A 13,280-nucleotide genomic window follows, 5' to 3' on the forward strand; every position below is an offset into this window, starting at 1 on the left:
CAAGGTGGGGTTGTCGGAATTTTTCTGTTCTACAGATTACAAGGGGTGTCAGAGTTGAACGAAAGTTTAAGCGCTGCGAAAGGCACCACAACAGTTGGTTTGGTGTGTAAGGAGGGGGTTATCCTAGCCGCTGACAAGAGGGCCACAATGGGGAACATGGTAACGTCGAAGGAAGTCACAAAGATCTTCCAGATAGACGACCATCTGGCGATAGCGGGTGCTGGACTCGTTGGAGACATTCTGAGTATGGTCAGGCTTCTGAGGGCAGAGGCAAAACTCTACCGGGCAAAAGTGGGCAGGGAGATGAGTGTTAAGGCTCTGGCAACTCTAATGGCCAACATTCTCCACGGTGGAAGGGGCTACGGCTACTTTGCCTGGTTTCTCGTTGGCGGCTACGACTCCAAGCCGAGGCTCTACTCCATAGATGCCGCGGGCGGCGTTACCGAGGAGAAGTTTATAGCCGCTGGTTCTGGAATGGAGTTCGCCCTCGCTATTCTGGAAAACGAGTTCTCCGAGGGGCTTTCCCTTGAGGATGGGATGAGGCTTGCTGCAAAGGCCGTTAACGCGGCCATCAAGAGGGACGTTTACACCGGGGAGGGAATTACCCTCGTGGTTGTAACAAAGGAAGGCTATCGCGAGCTTGGAGATGACGAAATAAAGACCCTTCTTAAGTGAGGTGGTAGTGTTGATCAGGAGGGAAACGTACGTCGAGGACATACTGAAGGACATCAGGGCCGTCATTGAGCAGATGGTTCCCAAGGAGGCCAAGGTAACTGAGGTGGAGTTTGAAGGGCCTGAGCTCGTTATTTACGTAAAGAACCCCGAGGCCATAATGAAGGATGGGGATCTTATCAGGAATCTGGCAAAGGTGCTTAAAAAGAGGATAAGTGTTCGCCCGGATCCAGACATACTGCTCCCTCCGGAAAAGGCGGAGGAGATGATAAAGCAGATAGTCCCGCCGGAGGCAGAGATAACCAACATAAGCTTTGACCCATCGGTTGGTGAGGTCATAATTGAAGCCAGGAAACCCGGTCTTGTCATCGGAAAGAACGGTGAGACCCTCAGGTTGATAACTCAGAAGGTCTACTGGGCTCCCAAAGCGGTCAGGACTCCGCCAATTCAAAGCCAGACGATATACTCCATTAGGCAAATACTCCAGTCCGAGGCCAAGGACAGGAGGAAGTTCCTCAGGCAGGTGGGCAGGAACATATACCGCAAGCCCGAATACAAGAGCAGATGGATTAGAGTTACCGGCCTCGGCGGCTTCCGTGAGGTCGGAAGGAGTGCCCTTCTAGTTCAGACTGATGAGAGCTACGTTCTTGTTGACTTTGGCGTTAACATTGCCGCGCTTAAAGATCCCACCAAGGCATTCCCACACTTCGACGCTCCCGAGTTCCGCTATGTCCTGGATGAGGGCCTCCTCGACGCCATAATCATCACCCACGCCCACCTCGATCACAGCGGCATGCTGCCGTACCTCTTCCGCTACAAGCTCTTCGATGGGCCAATCTACACAACGCCACCAACGAGGGATCTGATGACCCTTCTCCAGCAGGACTTCATAGAGATCCAGCACATGAACGGCGTCGAACCGCTTTACAGGCCCAGGGACATCAAGGAAGTCATAAAGCACACCATAACCCTCGACTACGGTGAGGTAAGGGACATAGCTCCCGACATAAGGCTGACCCTCCACAACGCGGGCCACATCCTTGGTTCGGCCATAGTCCACCTTCACATAGGAAACGGCCTCCACAACATTGCGGTAACTGGCGACTTCAAGTTCATTCCGACCAGACTCTTTGAGCCGGCGGTAAGCAGGTTCCCGAGGCTGGAGACCCTCATTATGGAGTCCACCTACGGAGGAAGCAATGACTATCAGATGCCGAGGGAAGAGGCCGAGAAGAGGCTTATAGAGGTCATACACCACACGATAAAGAGGGGCGGTAAGGTTCTTATTCCTGCTATGGCAGTTGGTAGGGCCCAGGAGATAATGATGGTTCTCGAGGAATACGCCAGAATAGGAGGCCTTGAGGTACCGATATACCTCGACGGCATGATCTGGGAGGCAACGGCAATCCACACAGCTTATCCTGAGTACCTCAGCAAGAGACTCAGGGAGCAGATCTTCCACGAGGGTTACAACCCGTTCCTCAACCCAATCTTCAAGAACGTTGCCAACAGCAGGGAAAGGCAGGACATCATAGACAGTGGCGAGCCGGCCATAATTATCGCCACCTCCGGTATGCTGGTAGGCGGTCCGAGCGTTGAATACTTTAAGCAGCTTGCCCCTGATCCAAAGAACAGCATAATCTTCGTCAGCTATCAGGCCGAAGGAACCCTTGGAAGGCAGGTTCAGAGAGGATTGAGGGAGATACCTCTCGTTGGTGAGGACGGAAGGACTGAAGTTGTCCCGGTGAAGATGGAAGTCCATACAATAGATGGCTTTTCAGGTCACGCAGACAGAAGGGAGCTCATGAGCTACGTTGCCAGGCTCAGACCCAGACCTGAGCGCATTATCACCGTCCACGGTGAGGCCCACAAGTGCCTTGACCTGGCCTCCAGCATACATAAGAAGTTCAGTCTCCCGACGAGGGCTCCCAACAACCTCGACGCCATAAGACTCAAGTGAGGGGTCTTCTGTGGAACCTCCCTCGGAATTTCTTCACTGGTACGTTTTTCCCTTTTCGGCGGCTTCTTTTCTCTTTGTTTCCTATTCGATTTTGTGGATACTGAAGGCCTGGCGGGAAACTGGAAAGTATCCTTGGAAGCTTAAGGGCTTTCTTTACGGACTTCTTGCCCTTTTGGTGGCGGGTCTGTTGGAGATCCCCCTCTTCCAGATTTTTCAGATAAACCCGCGGCTGGGTGTGGTTTTAATGGGTATGTTTGTGGGTCTCATTGAAGAGGGCTCTAAGCTTCTTCCCCTTAGAGTCCGCCCCGAGGGGGGATGGAGGGACTGGAAGAAAACGGTAAGTGCGTCTCTCTTTTTCGGGCTCCTTGAGGCGGTTTTTTATATCTTTCAGATTGCCATTATGGGTGTTTGGGTGCTCATTCCCGTGAGGTTAATTGTTCTTTTCCTCCACGTCGCCTGGACCTTCATAGCCCTCACCGTTCTGCTGGTCGAGGGGAAGATGTGGGGCTATCTACTGGCCTCCGTACTCCACTCCCTTTACGACATTCCGGGGCTTCTCTATCTGGGCGGAATTTCCGAGGTTTACTTCAAAGCCGCCTGCATTCTGGGTCTTGCATCTTATCTGCCTGCTGTCCTAGCCGTCAAGAAAGTTGGCGAGAAGGCAGTTATCTACATGGAAGAAGAGAGAATAGGGATACACCTCCCCAAGTGGTTCACTTCTTCGCCTTGAACTTTTCTTGAAGTTCGTAAAGCTGGGCAACTCTCTCTATAGTGTCGGCCTCCTCCGGGCTTTTATCTTCTCTCAAAGCAACGTAGCGCGGGAACCTCAGTGCGAAGCCGCTCTTGTACTTCGGACTTTTCTGTATTTCCTGGTAGGTTACTTCTATGACCACTTTGGGCTCGATTTCGACGAACTTGCCTTCTTCCCTGACTATGAGTGGCTTCAGCATCTTGGTGAACTCGACTAAGTCCTCATCGGTGAAGCCGCTCCCGACCTTTCCGACCGGGACGAATTCTCCGCTGTTAGGATCGTAGGCAGCCACGAGGAATGAACCGAGAAGATGGGCTCTCCTTCCCTCGCCCCATTCTGCACCTATTATAACCAGGTCGAGGTTCTCCATGGTAGGTTTGATCTTCAGCCACTTCTTTCCGCGGTTTCCGGGCTCGTAAATTGAATCCAGTCTCTTGGCCATTAGACCCTCATGACCGAGCTCGAGGGCTCTTTTGTAGAATGCCTCAGCTTCCTCGACATTTTTTGTTATCAGCTGTTCTGCCAGCTTTATCTTCTCACTCGTTTTGACAATTTCCTCGAGTTTTTTCCTCCTCTCAATGAACTTGGTCTCTATTAAGCTCTCCCCGTCGATGAACATGACGTCGAAGAGGTTCAGCTCAAGGGGAATTTTCTCGACCATCTCTTCGATGTTGTACTTCCTCCTAAAGCGCCTTAGCACGTACTGGAATGGCCTCGGCCTTCCTCCCTCTCCGACGGCGACCAGTTCGCCCTCCACTATGGCACGCTCTGGTTTTAGGGAGTTTCTTATTGCCTCAACCACTTCCGGAATCGACCTGGTAACGTTCTCAAGCCTTCTTGAATAGACTGTCACTTTGTCTCCGTCCTTGTGGATCTGAACTCTGGCGCCGTCGTACTTTATCTCAAAGGCCGCCTCGCCACCCATCTCCAGAAGGGCGTCCTTAACACTGGCAGCGTTCTGGGCCAGCATCGGCCTTATGGGTTTTCCAACCTGAATCTCGACCTTTGAAAGTCCCTCGTTGCCTTCCAGCTTTGCAATCTTTGCAACGTAGCCAAAATCGCTCGTCAGCATGTAGGCCCTCTCAACGAGCTCGGGCTTGACCTTGAATGCCTCTGCTATCGCATCCCTCAAGATCCCCTCGGCGACGCCGGTTCTCATCGTTCCGAGGACGGTTCTCGCTATGTACTTCCCCTCCTCCGGCGCGGCATCCATGAAAAGGTTTGCGAGGTACTTCATCTTTCTGTCCTGACTGCCCTCCCCCTGAGCTTCGGCGATTTTAACAAAGGTATCGTAAACTCGCTTTATCGTTAACGGCTGGCTGAAAAAGCTCTTCTGCTTCCTCTTCTTTAAAGCTAAGGCCACGCTCTCCCCCAGATCGCCAGTGTCCTTTATCGAGTTCTCGATTTCCCTCTCGGGAACGCCAGTTGCTATTGCGACGGCCTTTATCAGGAGCTTTTCGCCGACGCCCAGTTCTCTTTCGTCCCAGTCAGGAAAGACCTTGCCAAGGATCAGGTAAGGAACAACCTCGATCAGATCCTCGGGTGTTTTCTTGAGGAAGTCCGCAACGAACTTAGTTTTGAGGGTTTTGAGGGTTGTCTTCTCCAGCCGTCTATAGAGTTCAGTCAGTTCTGAATAGCGCATGTCTCCCATACTTCCCACCGAAGAGAATATGTTCAAAAAGAATAAAAGGTTAGCCTATCCATCTCCCGACCTTTGGCCTTTCGGTGTAGATATCGGCCAGTGTGTAGTTGATCCCCATGTCAGAGATTAGCCCCCTGACTTTTTCTATCTCCTCCTCCCTTACCAGCGCGAAGAGACCTTTTCCGAGCATGATCATCGAGCTGGGGAGCTTTAAAACCCTGTCAAGTTCCCTGGCTATCTCAAGCAGTTCCCCATCCAGGAGACCCGTTTTTTCTGCAAAATCTCTCGCCAAAAACATCATCCTCTCGGGCCTCGGGTCATTCAGAAGTGCATCCAGGGCCTTCTTTCCTTCGCCTTTTATTTTTTCAATAACCTCCCCATCAAGAACGTCCTTTGTGCGGAGCGGGCCCAGTGGGATCGCGAGCACTTTGTAGTTCTCAAAAAAGAGGTTGTCGGTAACCCCTATTCCCGGACCGCCGGCTTTGATCCTGACCTCTATTCCACCGGCGAGCTGGCCTACGACGTCGCCGAGACCACCCTTATGGGTTACCTCCATTTCATGCGCTAACTTAGCGGCCGTTAACCATGTTCCCCCAAAAGAATAGCTTAAGGCCAGAGCTGTCCCCAGGGCTCCGCCGGCACTGTTTCCAAAGCCGTGGCCGTTTGGAAAGTCAAAGTACTGCCATACCTCTACCTCTCCGACAAAATCGTGGGGAACCAGCCTTTCCGCCACGGAATAGCTTATTATAGCATCATCCTTTTTCACCGGTTCGCCGTTGAAGGCTACATGGATGTGCCTCTCCAGAGTTCCCGTTTCGATGCTTACGAAGACGTTGGTTCCTTTATCTAGGTTAATCCCTGCCCCCAGGGAGCCGGCTTTGAGGGGATCCTCGTGGAAGACCGGCACGAAGAAAGCCGTTATATGGGCTGGAACGAAGGCTCTGATCAGCATATGATCACCCCACCACCTCGACTATCTCTCCTCCTCCAGGTGGAAGGATTGCGTTGAGGTCCTCTTCCCTCACCTTGTAGCCCCACTTTTCGAGGATTGCCTTTATCTTTTTGACGAGCTCGCCCTTCTTCAGCTTTCCGGGCCTTATGACGATGTAGCGCTTTGTGTGGGCTTTTATTGCATCTACAGGCGCGCAGACAACTAAGTCCTCGCCCTCATAGTTTATAACGCCAACCGCCAGCTTCAGGGGCAGTCCGTGAAGCCAGTTCCTCTTTCCGTAGACCATGAACGCTCCTTTACCAAGGTACTCCCCGCTCGGGGCCTGTTTCGTCACCTGCTCCGGATAAGCCCAGTAGGTGTCGGCCGAGTAGAGGCCCTGACTCCACGCCCTGCTCATCGAAACCGCGAACTGGCAGGCTTCAAAGATTGTCTTTTCTCCCGCTTTTTGTCCGTCTTTGATGACGACGTGGGGAGCACCGTAGACATCGGCATGACAGTAGAGGTCCTTGTCGGTCATGTGCTTCTTTACGAGAACCTCGTTGGTGCTCGCGTCTTTACCTGCTAAAACCAGAAAGCCCTCGCTCGAAACGAACCAGCGGAACTTCTCGAACCACTTCTTCTTCCTCCTCTCGATTTTCTTGACGTTCAGTTCCTTCTTCATCTCTTCCTCTATCAACTTCTCGACCTCGTCGAGCTTCCGCTTGGTGTCCTCGTAGGCCTTCAAAGCACCCTCGTACTTGTGCCTGAACTTTTTGGCATTCTCGTAGTAAAGCTCTGCATTCTCACCGAGGCTTCTGTCGAGGTGAAGCTTCACCTTTTTTCCCTCAAGTTCAATCGTTACCGCCTTCTCCTTTGGATCAATTCCCTTCACCATTAAGGCAACCCTGTTTCCAGCCTTCTTGCCCTCCTCGATTCTCTTCTTGAACTCCTCCCAGCCGAGCTTTTCTGTTGCCCTTCTGAACTCCTCAAGGAGGCGCTCGACCATAGAGTAGTTCGCGTAGATTAGGTCGCCTATCTCCTGGTTCTCATTCATGGCCTTCTCAAAGCCCTTGAGCATTTCCTCCTGCTTTTTGAGTGTCATCAAGAGCTGTCTCTTCTTGGCTTCGAGCTTCTTTGTCTGCTCTATTCTGGCTTTTTCAACCGTTATCCTGCCAAAGTACTCATCGAGGGCCTCGCTGAAGGTATTGAAGTACCTCTTCTCAAGCCCCTCGTAGACCCTGAGCTCTATTGGAACGACGTCGTGCATGTTGCCGTCCTTGAAGACGATGTTGGGCCTTGGCTCGTCGTTGAAAGTGCCCAGCATAGCCTCGTAGACCTTCCTCAGGTCCTCGTCGCTCAGCTCCTTAACGGGCGTCGTTTTCTCGAAGCCTGCCCTTATGGATATCTCCTCGGCATAGAGGCCACCCATGTTGAGCTTTCTGGCCAGAGCCCTGACCAGCTCAAGGTTTTCGTCTTCCCTCATGAGCTCCAGAAACCTCTCGAATGAAACCTCCAGCGGGTTCTCTCTCGCCGGCGGAAAGTGGTACTCGGCGTTGGGCTTTATGGCCCTGTCCTTGTATTCTTCATAGCGCAGGGCCGAGATTATCCTGTTCTCCGAGTCAACGAGGACGATGTTGCCCCTCCTAAAGAGTTCGCCGATGAGGGTGTAGTCCCCAGCCCTTATCTTCACGATCCTGTCGAACTGGTGCTGCTCTATCGCGTCTATGAAGCCCCCTCCAAGGTACTTCCTGAGGAGCATCGTGAAGCTTGAGGGCTGTTTTGGTGCCTCCTTGACGTAGCTCGTGAGGTGGAACCTTTTTCCTGCCTGAAGGATTAGGTCGGCCCTCCCCTCCTTCGTGCGGAGCTTTATCCTTATCTCGTCCCCGTCGTGATAGACCTTGTCAACGCGAGAGCCCACCAGCCACTGGAGTTCCCTCACAACATAGCGTATGTCAACGGAACTCATTTCTTCTTTCATCTTCCCACCGAAAAAGAGTCAGAAAAGGGGTTTAAAGAGTTGCCTTCGTTACCAGGCAAAGGCTATTAGCACCGCTGTGGCTATCGCGAGGGCTGCCCTGTAAACATCGCTTCCGTTTCCTTCAAAGAGCTCCTGCAGGAAGACCCACAGTGCCCCCGCTACACCTATATCAAAAATGACTTTTCCAAGTTTTACGGCATCATCTATTGGCATTCCTAGAACCGCTATTATCTCTCCCAGCAGCAGTATTCCCACTATTCCGGCCAGGAGTCCACTACCTGATTCCTTTTTTAAGACCTCCACGACCATCACCCGGTTGATTTTTTGATAGTCGTTCATGATACGGTACTCTCTCTTAAAAGCGGTTTGCTTTTCAAGTCCGATGTACATCTTTCAGCCAATGAGCAGGTGGGGACACGCTAACGTTAAATACTCGGACGTGTAATCACTGCAGGTGATATAATGAGAGGGCACTTTGCATTTGTACTCCACACTCACATCCCCTACGTTAGAAAGCACGGAAAATGGCCCTTTGGAGAGGAATGGGTCTTTGAGGCAATAAGCGAAACGTACGTACCACTTCTAATGGAGTTTGAACGTCTGGTAGATTCAGGGGTCCAGTTCGGTCTCGTAATAAACGTAACCCCCGTGCTGGCGGAGCAGCTGGCGGATGACTACATGAAGTCCGAGTTTGAGAAATACATGGAAAGAAAGCTTCGGGCCATGGAAGAAGACCTGAAGTCGGGCAAATACGATAAAAAAGCCGTTTCCTACATGCTTAATTACTTCAGGAAAGTCTACAGCTACTGGAAGGCAATAAACGGAGACATACTCGGGAAGCTTAGGGAACTTCAAGATAAAGGCTACGTTGAGGTAATAACCTCCGCGGCGACACATGGCTACCTGCCCCTCCTGGGAAGGGACGAGGCAATAAGGGCCCAGATAGCCAATGGCGTTGCCACCTATGAGAAGTACTTCGGGAGAAGGCCGAAGGGAATATGGCTGCCTGAATGCGCCTACCGTCCAGCTGGTGAGTGGGAGCTACCGGGCGGGAGGAAGGTCAGGAGGCAGGGCATCGAGAAGTTCCTCGAGGAGTTCGGCATAGAGTACTTCTTCGTGGAGAGCAAGCTCATAGACGAGGGGCCGGCAAGCAAGGCCTATGGTGAGGTTCTCCTGGCGGAAACGGAAAAGACAACACTGAGGCCCTACTGGATAAAGGGCTCGAACGTTGCCGTCTTCGCCAGAAACCGCGAGACGGGCCACCAGGTCTGGAGCGCCCACTTTGGCTACCCCGGTGACTTCTGGTACAGGGAGTTCCATAAAAAGGCGCCTAAGAGCGGTGGTCAGTACTGGAGGATAACGAGCAAGGACGTTGACATCGGTGAAAAGGAGTTCTATGACCCGGACAAGGCCATGGAACGCGTTGAAGAGCACGCGAGGCACTTTGTCTCGCTGGTGGAGAGGCTTCTGGGAGAGTACGAGGAAAAGACCGGGGAGAAGGGCATAATCGTCTCGCCCTACGACACGGAACTCTTCGGCCACTGGTGGTTCGAGGGCGTTAAATGGCTCGGCAGGGTTCTGGAGCTTATGGCTCTAAAGGGCATAAAGACAACAACGCTCTCAAGGTTCCTTGAGAACTACTCCGGCGAGAGGCACGAGATAGAGCTCCCCGAGGGTTCGTGGGGGGCAAACGCTGACCACTCGACGTGGTGGAACGAGGAGACCGAGTGGACCTGGGAGCACGTTTACAGGGCCGAGGACAGGATGGTGGCGATAGCGAGTCGCTTTTATGGCAAGGGCGGGTTGACCAACCGGGTCATCGAGCAGCTTGCAAGGGAGCTTTTGATCCTAGAGGCCAGTGACTGGCAGTTCCTTATAACCACCGGCCAGGCAAAGGAGTACGGCAAGAGGAGAGTTTTGATCCACAGCAGGGACTTCCACAGGCTGGCTAACGAGCTTGTGAGGTACGTGAAGACGGGAGAGTTCGATACTAAACTGCTCGAAGAGCTTGAAGAGCGCGACAACGCCTTTAAGCCAGTGTTAGTGGAGCACTACGTCAGCGAGAACCCGCCGGAGCTTGAGGAGTACGTTGAACCGCCCGAGGTTCCACCGGAGGAGGGAAAGGCCGAAAAGCCGGCCAAAGAGAGGGCCTACTCGACTGCCATAGCCGTTGAAATGGTGAAATCAAAGAGAGAGAAAAAGAGGGCCGTTAAATCGTCTAAGAAGAAAAAGAAGGTCGCCAGGAAGCAACCATCAAAAAAGACCGAAAAAAGAAGGAAAAACGGTGCGAGCGACCTCCTATCGATAAAGGGAATCGGACCAAAAACGCTGGCAAAGCTCAGAAAAGCTGGCGTTGAGAGCGTTGAAGACCTAAGAAAGGCTGATCCTGAAGAACTCGCCAGAAAAACCCGGATCTCAGTGAAGAGGATCCGGAAGTTCATCGAGCAGATTAAATGATATTTTTCTTTCCGAAACCCTTTTCGGAACTTTGCCCTATTTATTTTGGTGGTACCATGAAGAAGGTGGAGGCTATTTTACGACCCGAGGATTTTGAGAACGTGAAGAAGGCCCTCAAGAGTGCAGGATTCATGCCCCTGACGGTCTCCTCCGTTCAGGGAAGGGGAGTCCAAGGAGGTGTTCCGCCATACGATCTACTGCCGAAGATTAAGCTTGAGATAGTGGTTAAGGACAGCGACCTTGAGCAGGTCATTGACATAATAGCCAGAAACGCCAGGCGAGGGATTCCCGGGGACGGGAAGATCTTCGTTCTGCCAGTACACGACGCGGTTAGGATAAGGACGGGAGAAAGGGGGGAGGAGGCCCTCTACTAAAGGAAAGCATGCCTGTGTCGGTAGAGTCCCACGGCCGAACTCAGCACCAGGTAAAGTTCTACGGCCGCCAGCAGTACGAGGATGATTAGATACCCCTTTGCGAAGGTTGTGCTCTTGCTGAGGTGCTGGGCTATTTCCGCTATCTTCGCGGGGTCGTTTAGGGCTCTCATACCATAACTCAGCGCTATGGCCCCCACTATCACGGGTATTGGGATGGCAGAATACGCAAGGAGGAGACCCAGGTATCCCCTCCTCTGGAGTGAGAGCATCGAGAGTACTATCGGTATAGCGAGTATCAGCGCGGTTATCGCGAGGAACTGGTTCAGATAAAATCCTGTGAGCATGAAGAACGCCGTCATCCCGAAGAGGTACTTCCGGTAGACCCTCTTCAGTTCCTTCATCTTCTCCGGAACGAAGTCGTACTCGGCCGAGCGGGAGTAGAGGAGAATCCTGTCCGCTAACTTCATGTAATTCTTCTTCCCCTCCTTTTCTATGGCCTTGTCGGTGCTCATGGCCTTAAACTCCTTCGCTTTCTTGAAGAAGAACTCGGCCAGCTCCTCGTTGTCCTTCTTGACATCTTCTGCAAGCTTTTTGAAGTTCTTCGAGGCCTCGCTTATCTTCTCCTTCACGCGCTCCTTTTCCTTATTGGTGAGGAGCGTGATGCGGTCAATTCTACCAAGAGTTGATTCGAGAACCTCAGCTGTATCAAGAAGGATGTCCCTACTCTTCACGTCAACACCTCCAAAATTTGAAAAGAAAAGAGGCTTAAGACCTTTGTGCCTTCTCTGCCTTAAGCAGCCTGCTTATGCTCCAGTACATCATGGCAAAGATAACAAGCCATGCACCCACCATGTAGATTACCCAGCTTTCCATCGTCACCACCTCAGACCTTTACGATGACCTCGTTCTTTTCTAGCTCCTCTGCATACTTTCTCTTGATGGAGTAGTAGCTCTCAATGAATCCGATGATCCACATGACGATTATTGCCGTCCACGGTGCGATGCCGATCCTTCCGCTTATGAAGCTCTTGAATGTTCCGACCAGTGGGAGCAACAGGAGTATCGGTGCTATGTAGAGGATTATTGGTTTGTACCAGCCGGGAACTTCCATCCATGCACCCTCGTGGAGCTCCTTCCAGAAGTTGTCGGGCTTGAAGAGGTACACTGCAACGATGATGTCAAACAGCGCCAGCAGTGTCAGCTGGAAGCTGACCCACGCGTCAACCTGGTCCATGTAACCGCTGATGTAAACGACCGGCAGTCCCATTATGAAGTATATGAGGAACACTATCCAGGTGCCTATGCTCCTCTTGATGTTGAGGTCTTCCTCAAGCAGAGCCACAAGGTAGTTGTACATTGCTATTGCCGAGGTGAACCCTGCGAACCAGAGGAGCAGGAACCACATCGCACCGAAGAGCTTTCCAGCATCCCCCATGCTGACGAAGACGTTTGGCAGGCTGGTGTATGAGAAGCCAAGACCGAATTTTTGGCCAATCCAAGCGAGTGCCTCACTCTTACCCTTGGCCAAGACATCCGCTGGAACGATCTTGGGAGCGTAAGCGGTAGCGAGCGGTATGGCTATTGAACCACCGAGGACTACTTCAGCGAACTCGTTGAGCGAAACCGTCGCGAGACCGCTGAGGGCAACGTCATCCTTGGGACCGAGATAGCTCGCATAGTTCTGGATGATACCCATACCGAGCGAGAGTGTGAAGAATATTTGTCCGGTCGCAGCGAGCATGACGTCCCAAAGGTGGTCTCCAAGGTAACTCCAGTTCGGGCTCCAGATGAATTTGAATCCATCAATGGTGCTCCAGTTGGGGTCTATTGGTGAACCAAGGACGAAGATGTAGCCGACCATTATAATTGCGAAGATATAGAGCAGTGGCATCATTACCTTGACCCATCTCTCTATTCCCTTGCTGACACCCTGGCCGACTGCTATGGAGAGCAGTATGACTGTGATTCCCCAGAACAGAAAGACCTCGCCGTGGTTGCTGAGGTAGTTGCTGAAGAAGTCTCCCGTGTTCTGGCCGAAGTAGGCGCCGGTTATGCTGAACCAGGAGTAAGCCGCTGACCAGCCTATGAGGTGCAGGTAGTAGCTATTGAGCAACACCGTCAGACTGAAGGCCAGCATACCGCTGATGACACCCAACCAGAGCGCGCTCCTCGGCTTGAGGCTTTCCCTGGCCATGAGGTAGTACGTTGGACCGAGGGTACCGTGACCATACTTGCCACCGTAGCGACCGGCGACCCACTCAATCCACATCACTGGAATACCGAGGAAGAACAGTGCTACGAAGTACGGCACCATGAAGGCGCCGCCACCGTTTTGGGCCACCTGCGTTGGGAACCTGACGAAGTTACCGAGACCAACGGCGTTACCTGCCATGGCCAAAATCAAACCAATCTTTGTTGCCCATTGATCCCTCTGCTCCACTTACATCACCCCCTTATTTTTGCCCCGGAAATACAAAGAGGGGCTAACAAGGACATACTGGCACATTAAAGTATT

11 protein-coding genes are annotated in these 13,280 nt (G+C 52.3%); 5 read left to right on the forward strand and 6 right to left on the reverse strand.

Going from position 1 to position 13,280, the window contains the following annotated elements; all coding sequences use genetic code 11:
- Positions 1–54 precede the first annotated feature (54 nt).
- The 3 genes from psmB (at position 55) to A3K92_RS02550 (ending at position 3,362) form a co-directional block, all read left to right on the forward strand.
- A complete protein-coding gene (gene psmB, locus A3K92_RS02540; RefSeq protein WP_088884777.1) occupies positions 55–675 on the forward strand; it encodes an archaeal proteasome endopeptidase complex subunit beta in 621 nt (206 codons plus the stop codon).
- A 10-nt stretch (positions 676–685) separates the two neighbouring features.
- The gene (locus tag A3K92_RS02545; RefSeq protein ID WP_088884778.1) at positions 686–2,632 is read left to right on the forward strand and encodes a beta-CASP ribonuclease aCPSF1; all 1,947 of its coding nucleotides are present in this window, start codon (positions 686–688) and stop codon (positions 2,630–2,632) included.
- 244 nt (positions 2,633–2,876) lie between these two features.
- Positions 2,877–3,362, forward strand: coding sequence for a hypothetical protein (locus A3K92_RS02550; protein WP_157722413.1), 486 nt, complete (start codon positions 2,877–2,879; stop codon positions 3,360–3,362).
- On the opposite strand, the gene A3K92_RS02555 is transcribed toward A3K92_RS02550, so the two are convergent.
- Genes A3K92_RS02555 through A3K92_RS02570 form a run of 4 tightly spaced genes read right to left on the reverse strand, consistent with a single transcriptional unit; the run spans position 3,346 to position 8,243 of the window.
- Positions 3,346–5,025, reverse strand: a complete 1,680-nt coding sequence (locus A3K92_RS02555; protein WP_088886014.1) for an ATP-dependent DNA ligase — start codon at positions 5,023–5,025, stop codon at positions 3,346–3,348. The two genes, A3K92_RS02550 and A3K92_RS02555, sit on opposite strands and share 17 nt — an antisense overlap.
- Before the next feature lie 49 nt (positions 5,026–5,074).
- A complete protein-coding gene (locus A3K92_RS02560; RefSeq protein ID WP_088884780.1) occupies positions 5,075–5,977 on the reverse strand; it encodes a pantoate kinase in 903 nt (300 codons plus the stop codon).
- Between the two features lie 4 nt (positions 5,978–5,981).
- The gene (rqcH, locus tag A3K92_RS02565) at positions 5,982–7,934 is read right to left on the reverse strand and encodes a ribosome rescue protein RqcH (RefSeq protein WP_088884781.1); all 1,953 of its coding nucleotides are present in this window, start codon (positions 7,932–7,934) and stop codon (positions 5,982–5,984) included.
- Positions 7,935–7,982: 48 nt separating this feature from the next.
- Positions 7,983–8,243: a hypothetical protein gene (locus tag A3K92_RS02570; RefSeq protein ID WP_232460899.1), complete on the reverse strand. Its 261-nt coding sequence runs from the start codon at positions 8,241–8,243 to the stop codon at positions 7,983–7,985.
- Between the two features lie 153 nt (positions 8,244–8,396).
- Here A3K92_RS02570 and A3K92_RS02575 point away from each other — a divergent pair, with 153 nt between their 5' ends.
- Together A3K92_RS02575 and A3K92_RS02580 are read left to right on the forward strand one after the other, a co-directional pair.
- Positions 8,397–10,391 carry a 1,4-alpha-glucan branching protein gene (locus A3K92_RS02575; protein WP_088884783.1) on the forward strand — a complete coding sequence of 665 codons (1,995 nt, stop codon included), beginning with the start codon at positions 8,397–8,399 and terminating at the stop codon, positions 10,389–10,391.
- A gap of 56 nt (positions 10,392–10,447) precedes the next feature.
- Positions 10,448–10,765, forward strand: a complete 318-nt coding sequence (locus A3K92_RS02580; protein ID WP_088884784.1) for a P-II family nitrogen regulator — start codon at positions 10,448–10,450, stop codon at positions 10,763–10,765.
- Here the strand turns inward: A3K92_RS02580 and A3K92_RS02585 are convergent.
- Entirely contained in the window at positions 10,762–11,496 is a 735-nt protein-coding gene (locus A3K92_RS02585; protein WP_088884785.1) for an alpha-glucosidase, read from the reverse strand. The two genes, A3K92_RS02580 and A3K92_RS02585, sit on opposite strands and share 4 nt — an antisense overlap.
- A gap of 152 nt (positions 11,497–11,648) precedes the next feature.
- Entirely contained in the window at positions 11,649–13,205 is a 1,557-nt protein-coding gene (locus A3K92_RS02590) for a sodium-dependent transporter (protein ID WP_088884786.1), read from the reverse strand.
- Between the last annotated feature and the right edge of the window lie 75 nt (positions 13,206–13,280).

This window comes from Thermococcus gorgonarius (assembly GCF_002214385.1).
GTDB classification, from domain to species: Archaea; Methanobacteriota_B; Thermococci; order Thermococcales; family Thermococcaceae; genus Thermococcus; species Thermococcus gorgonarius.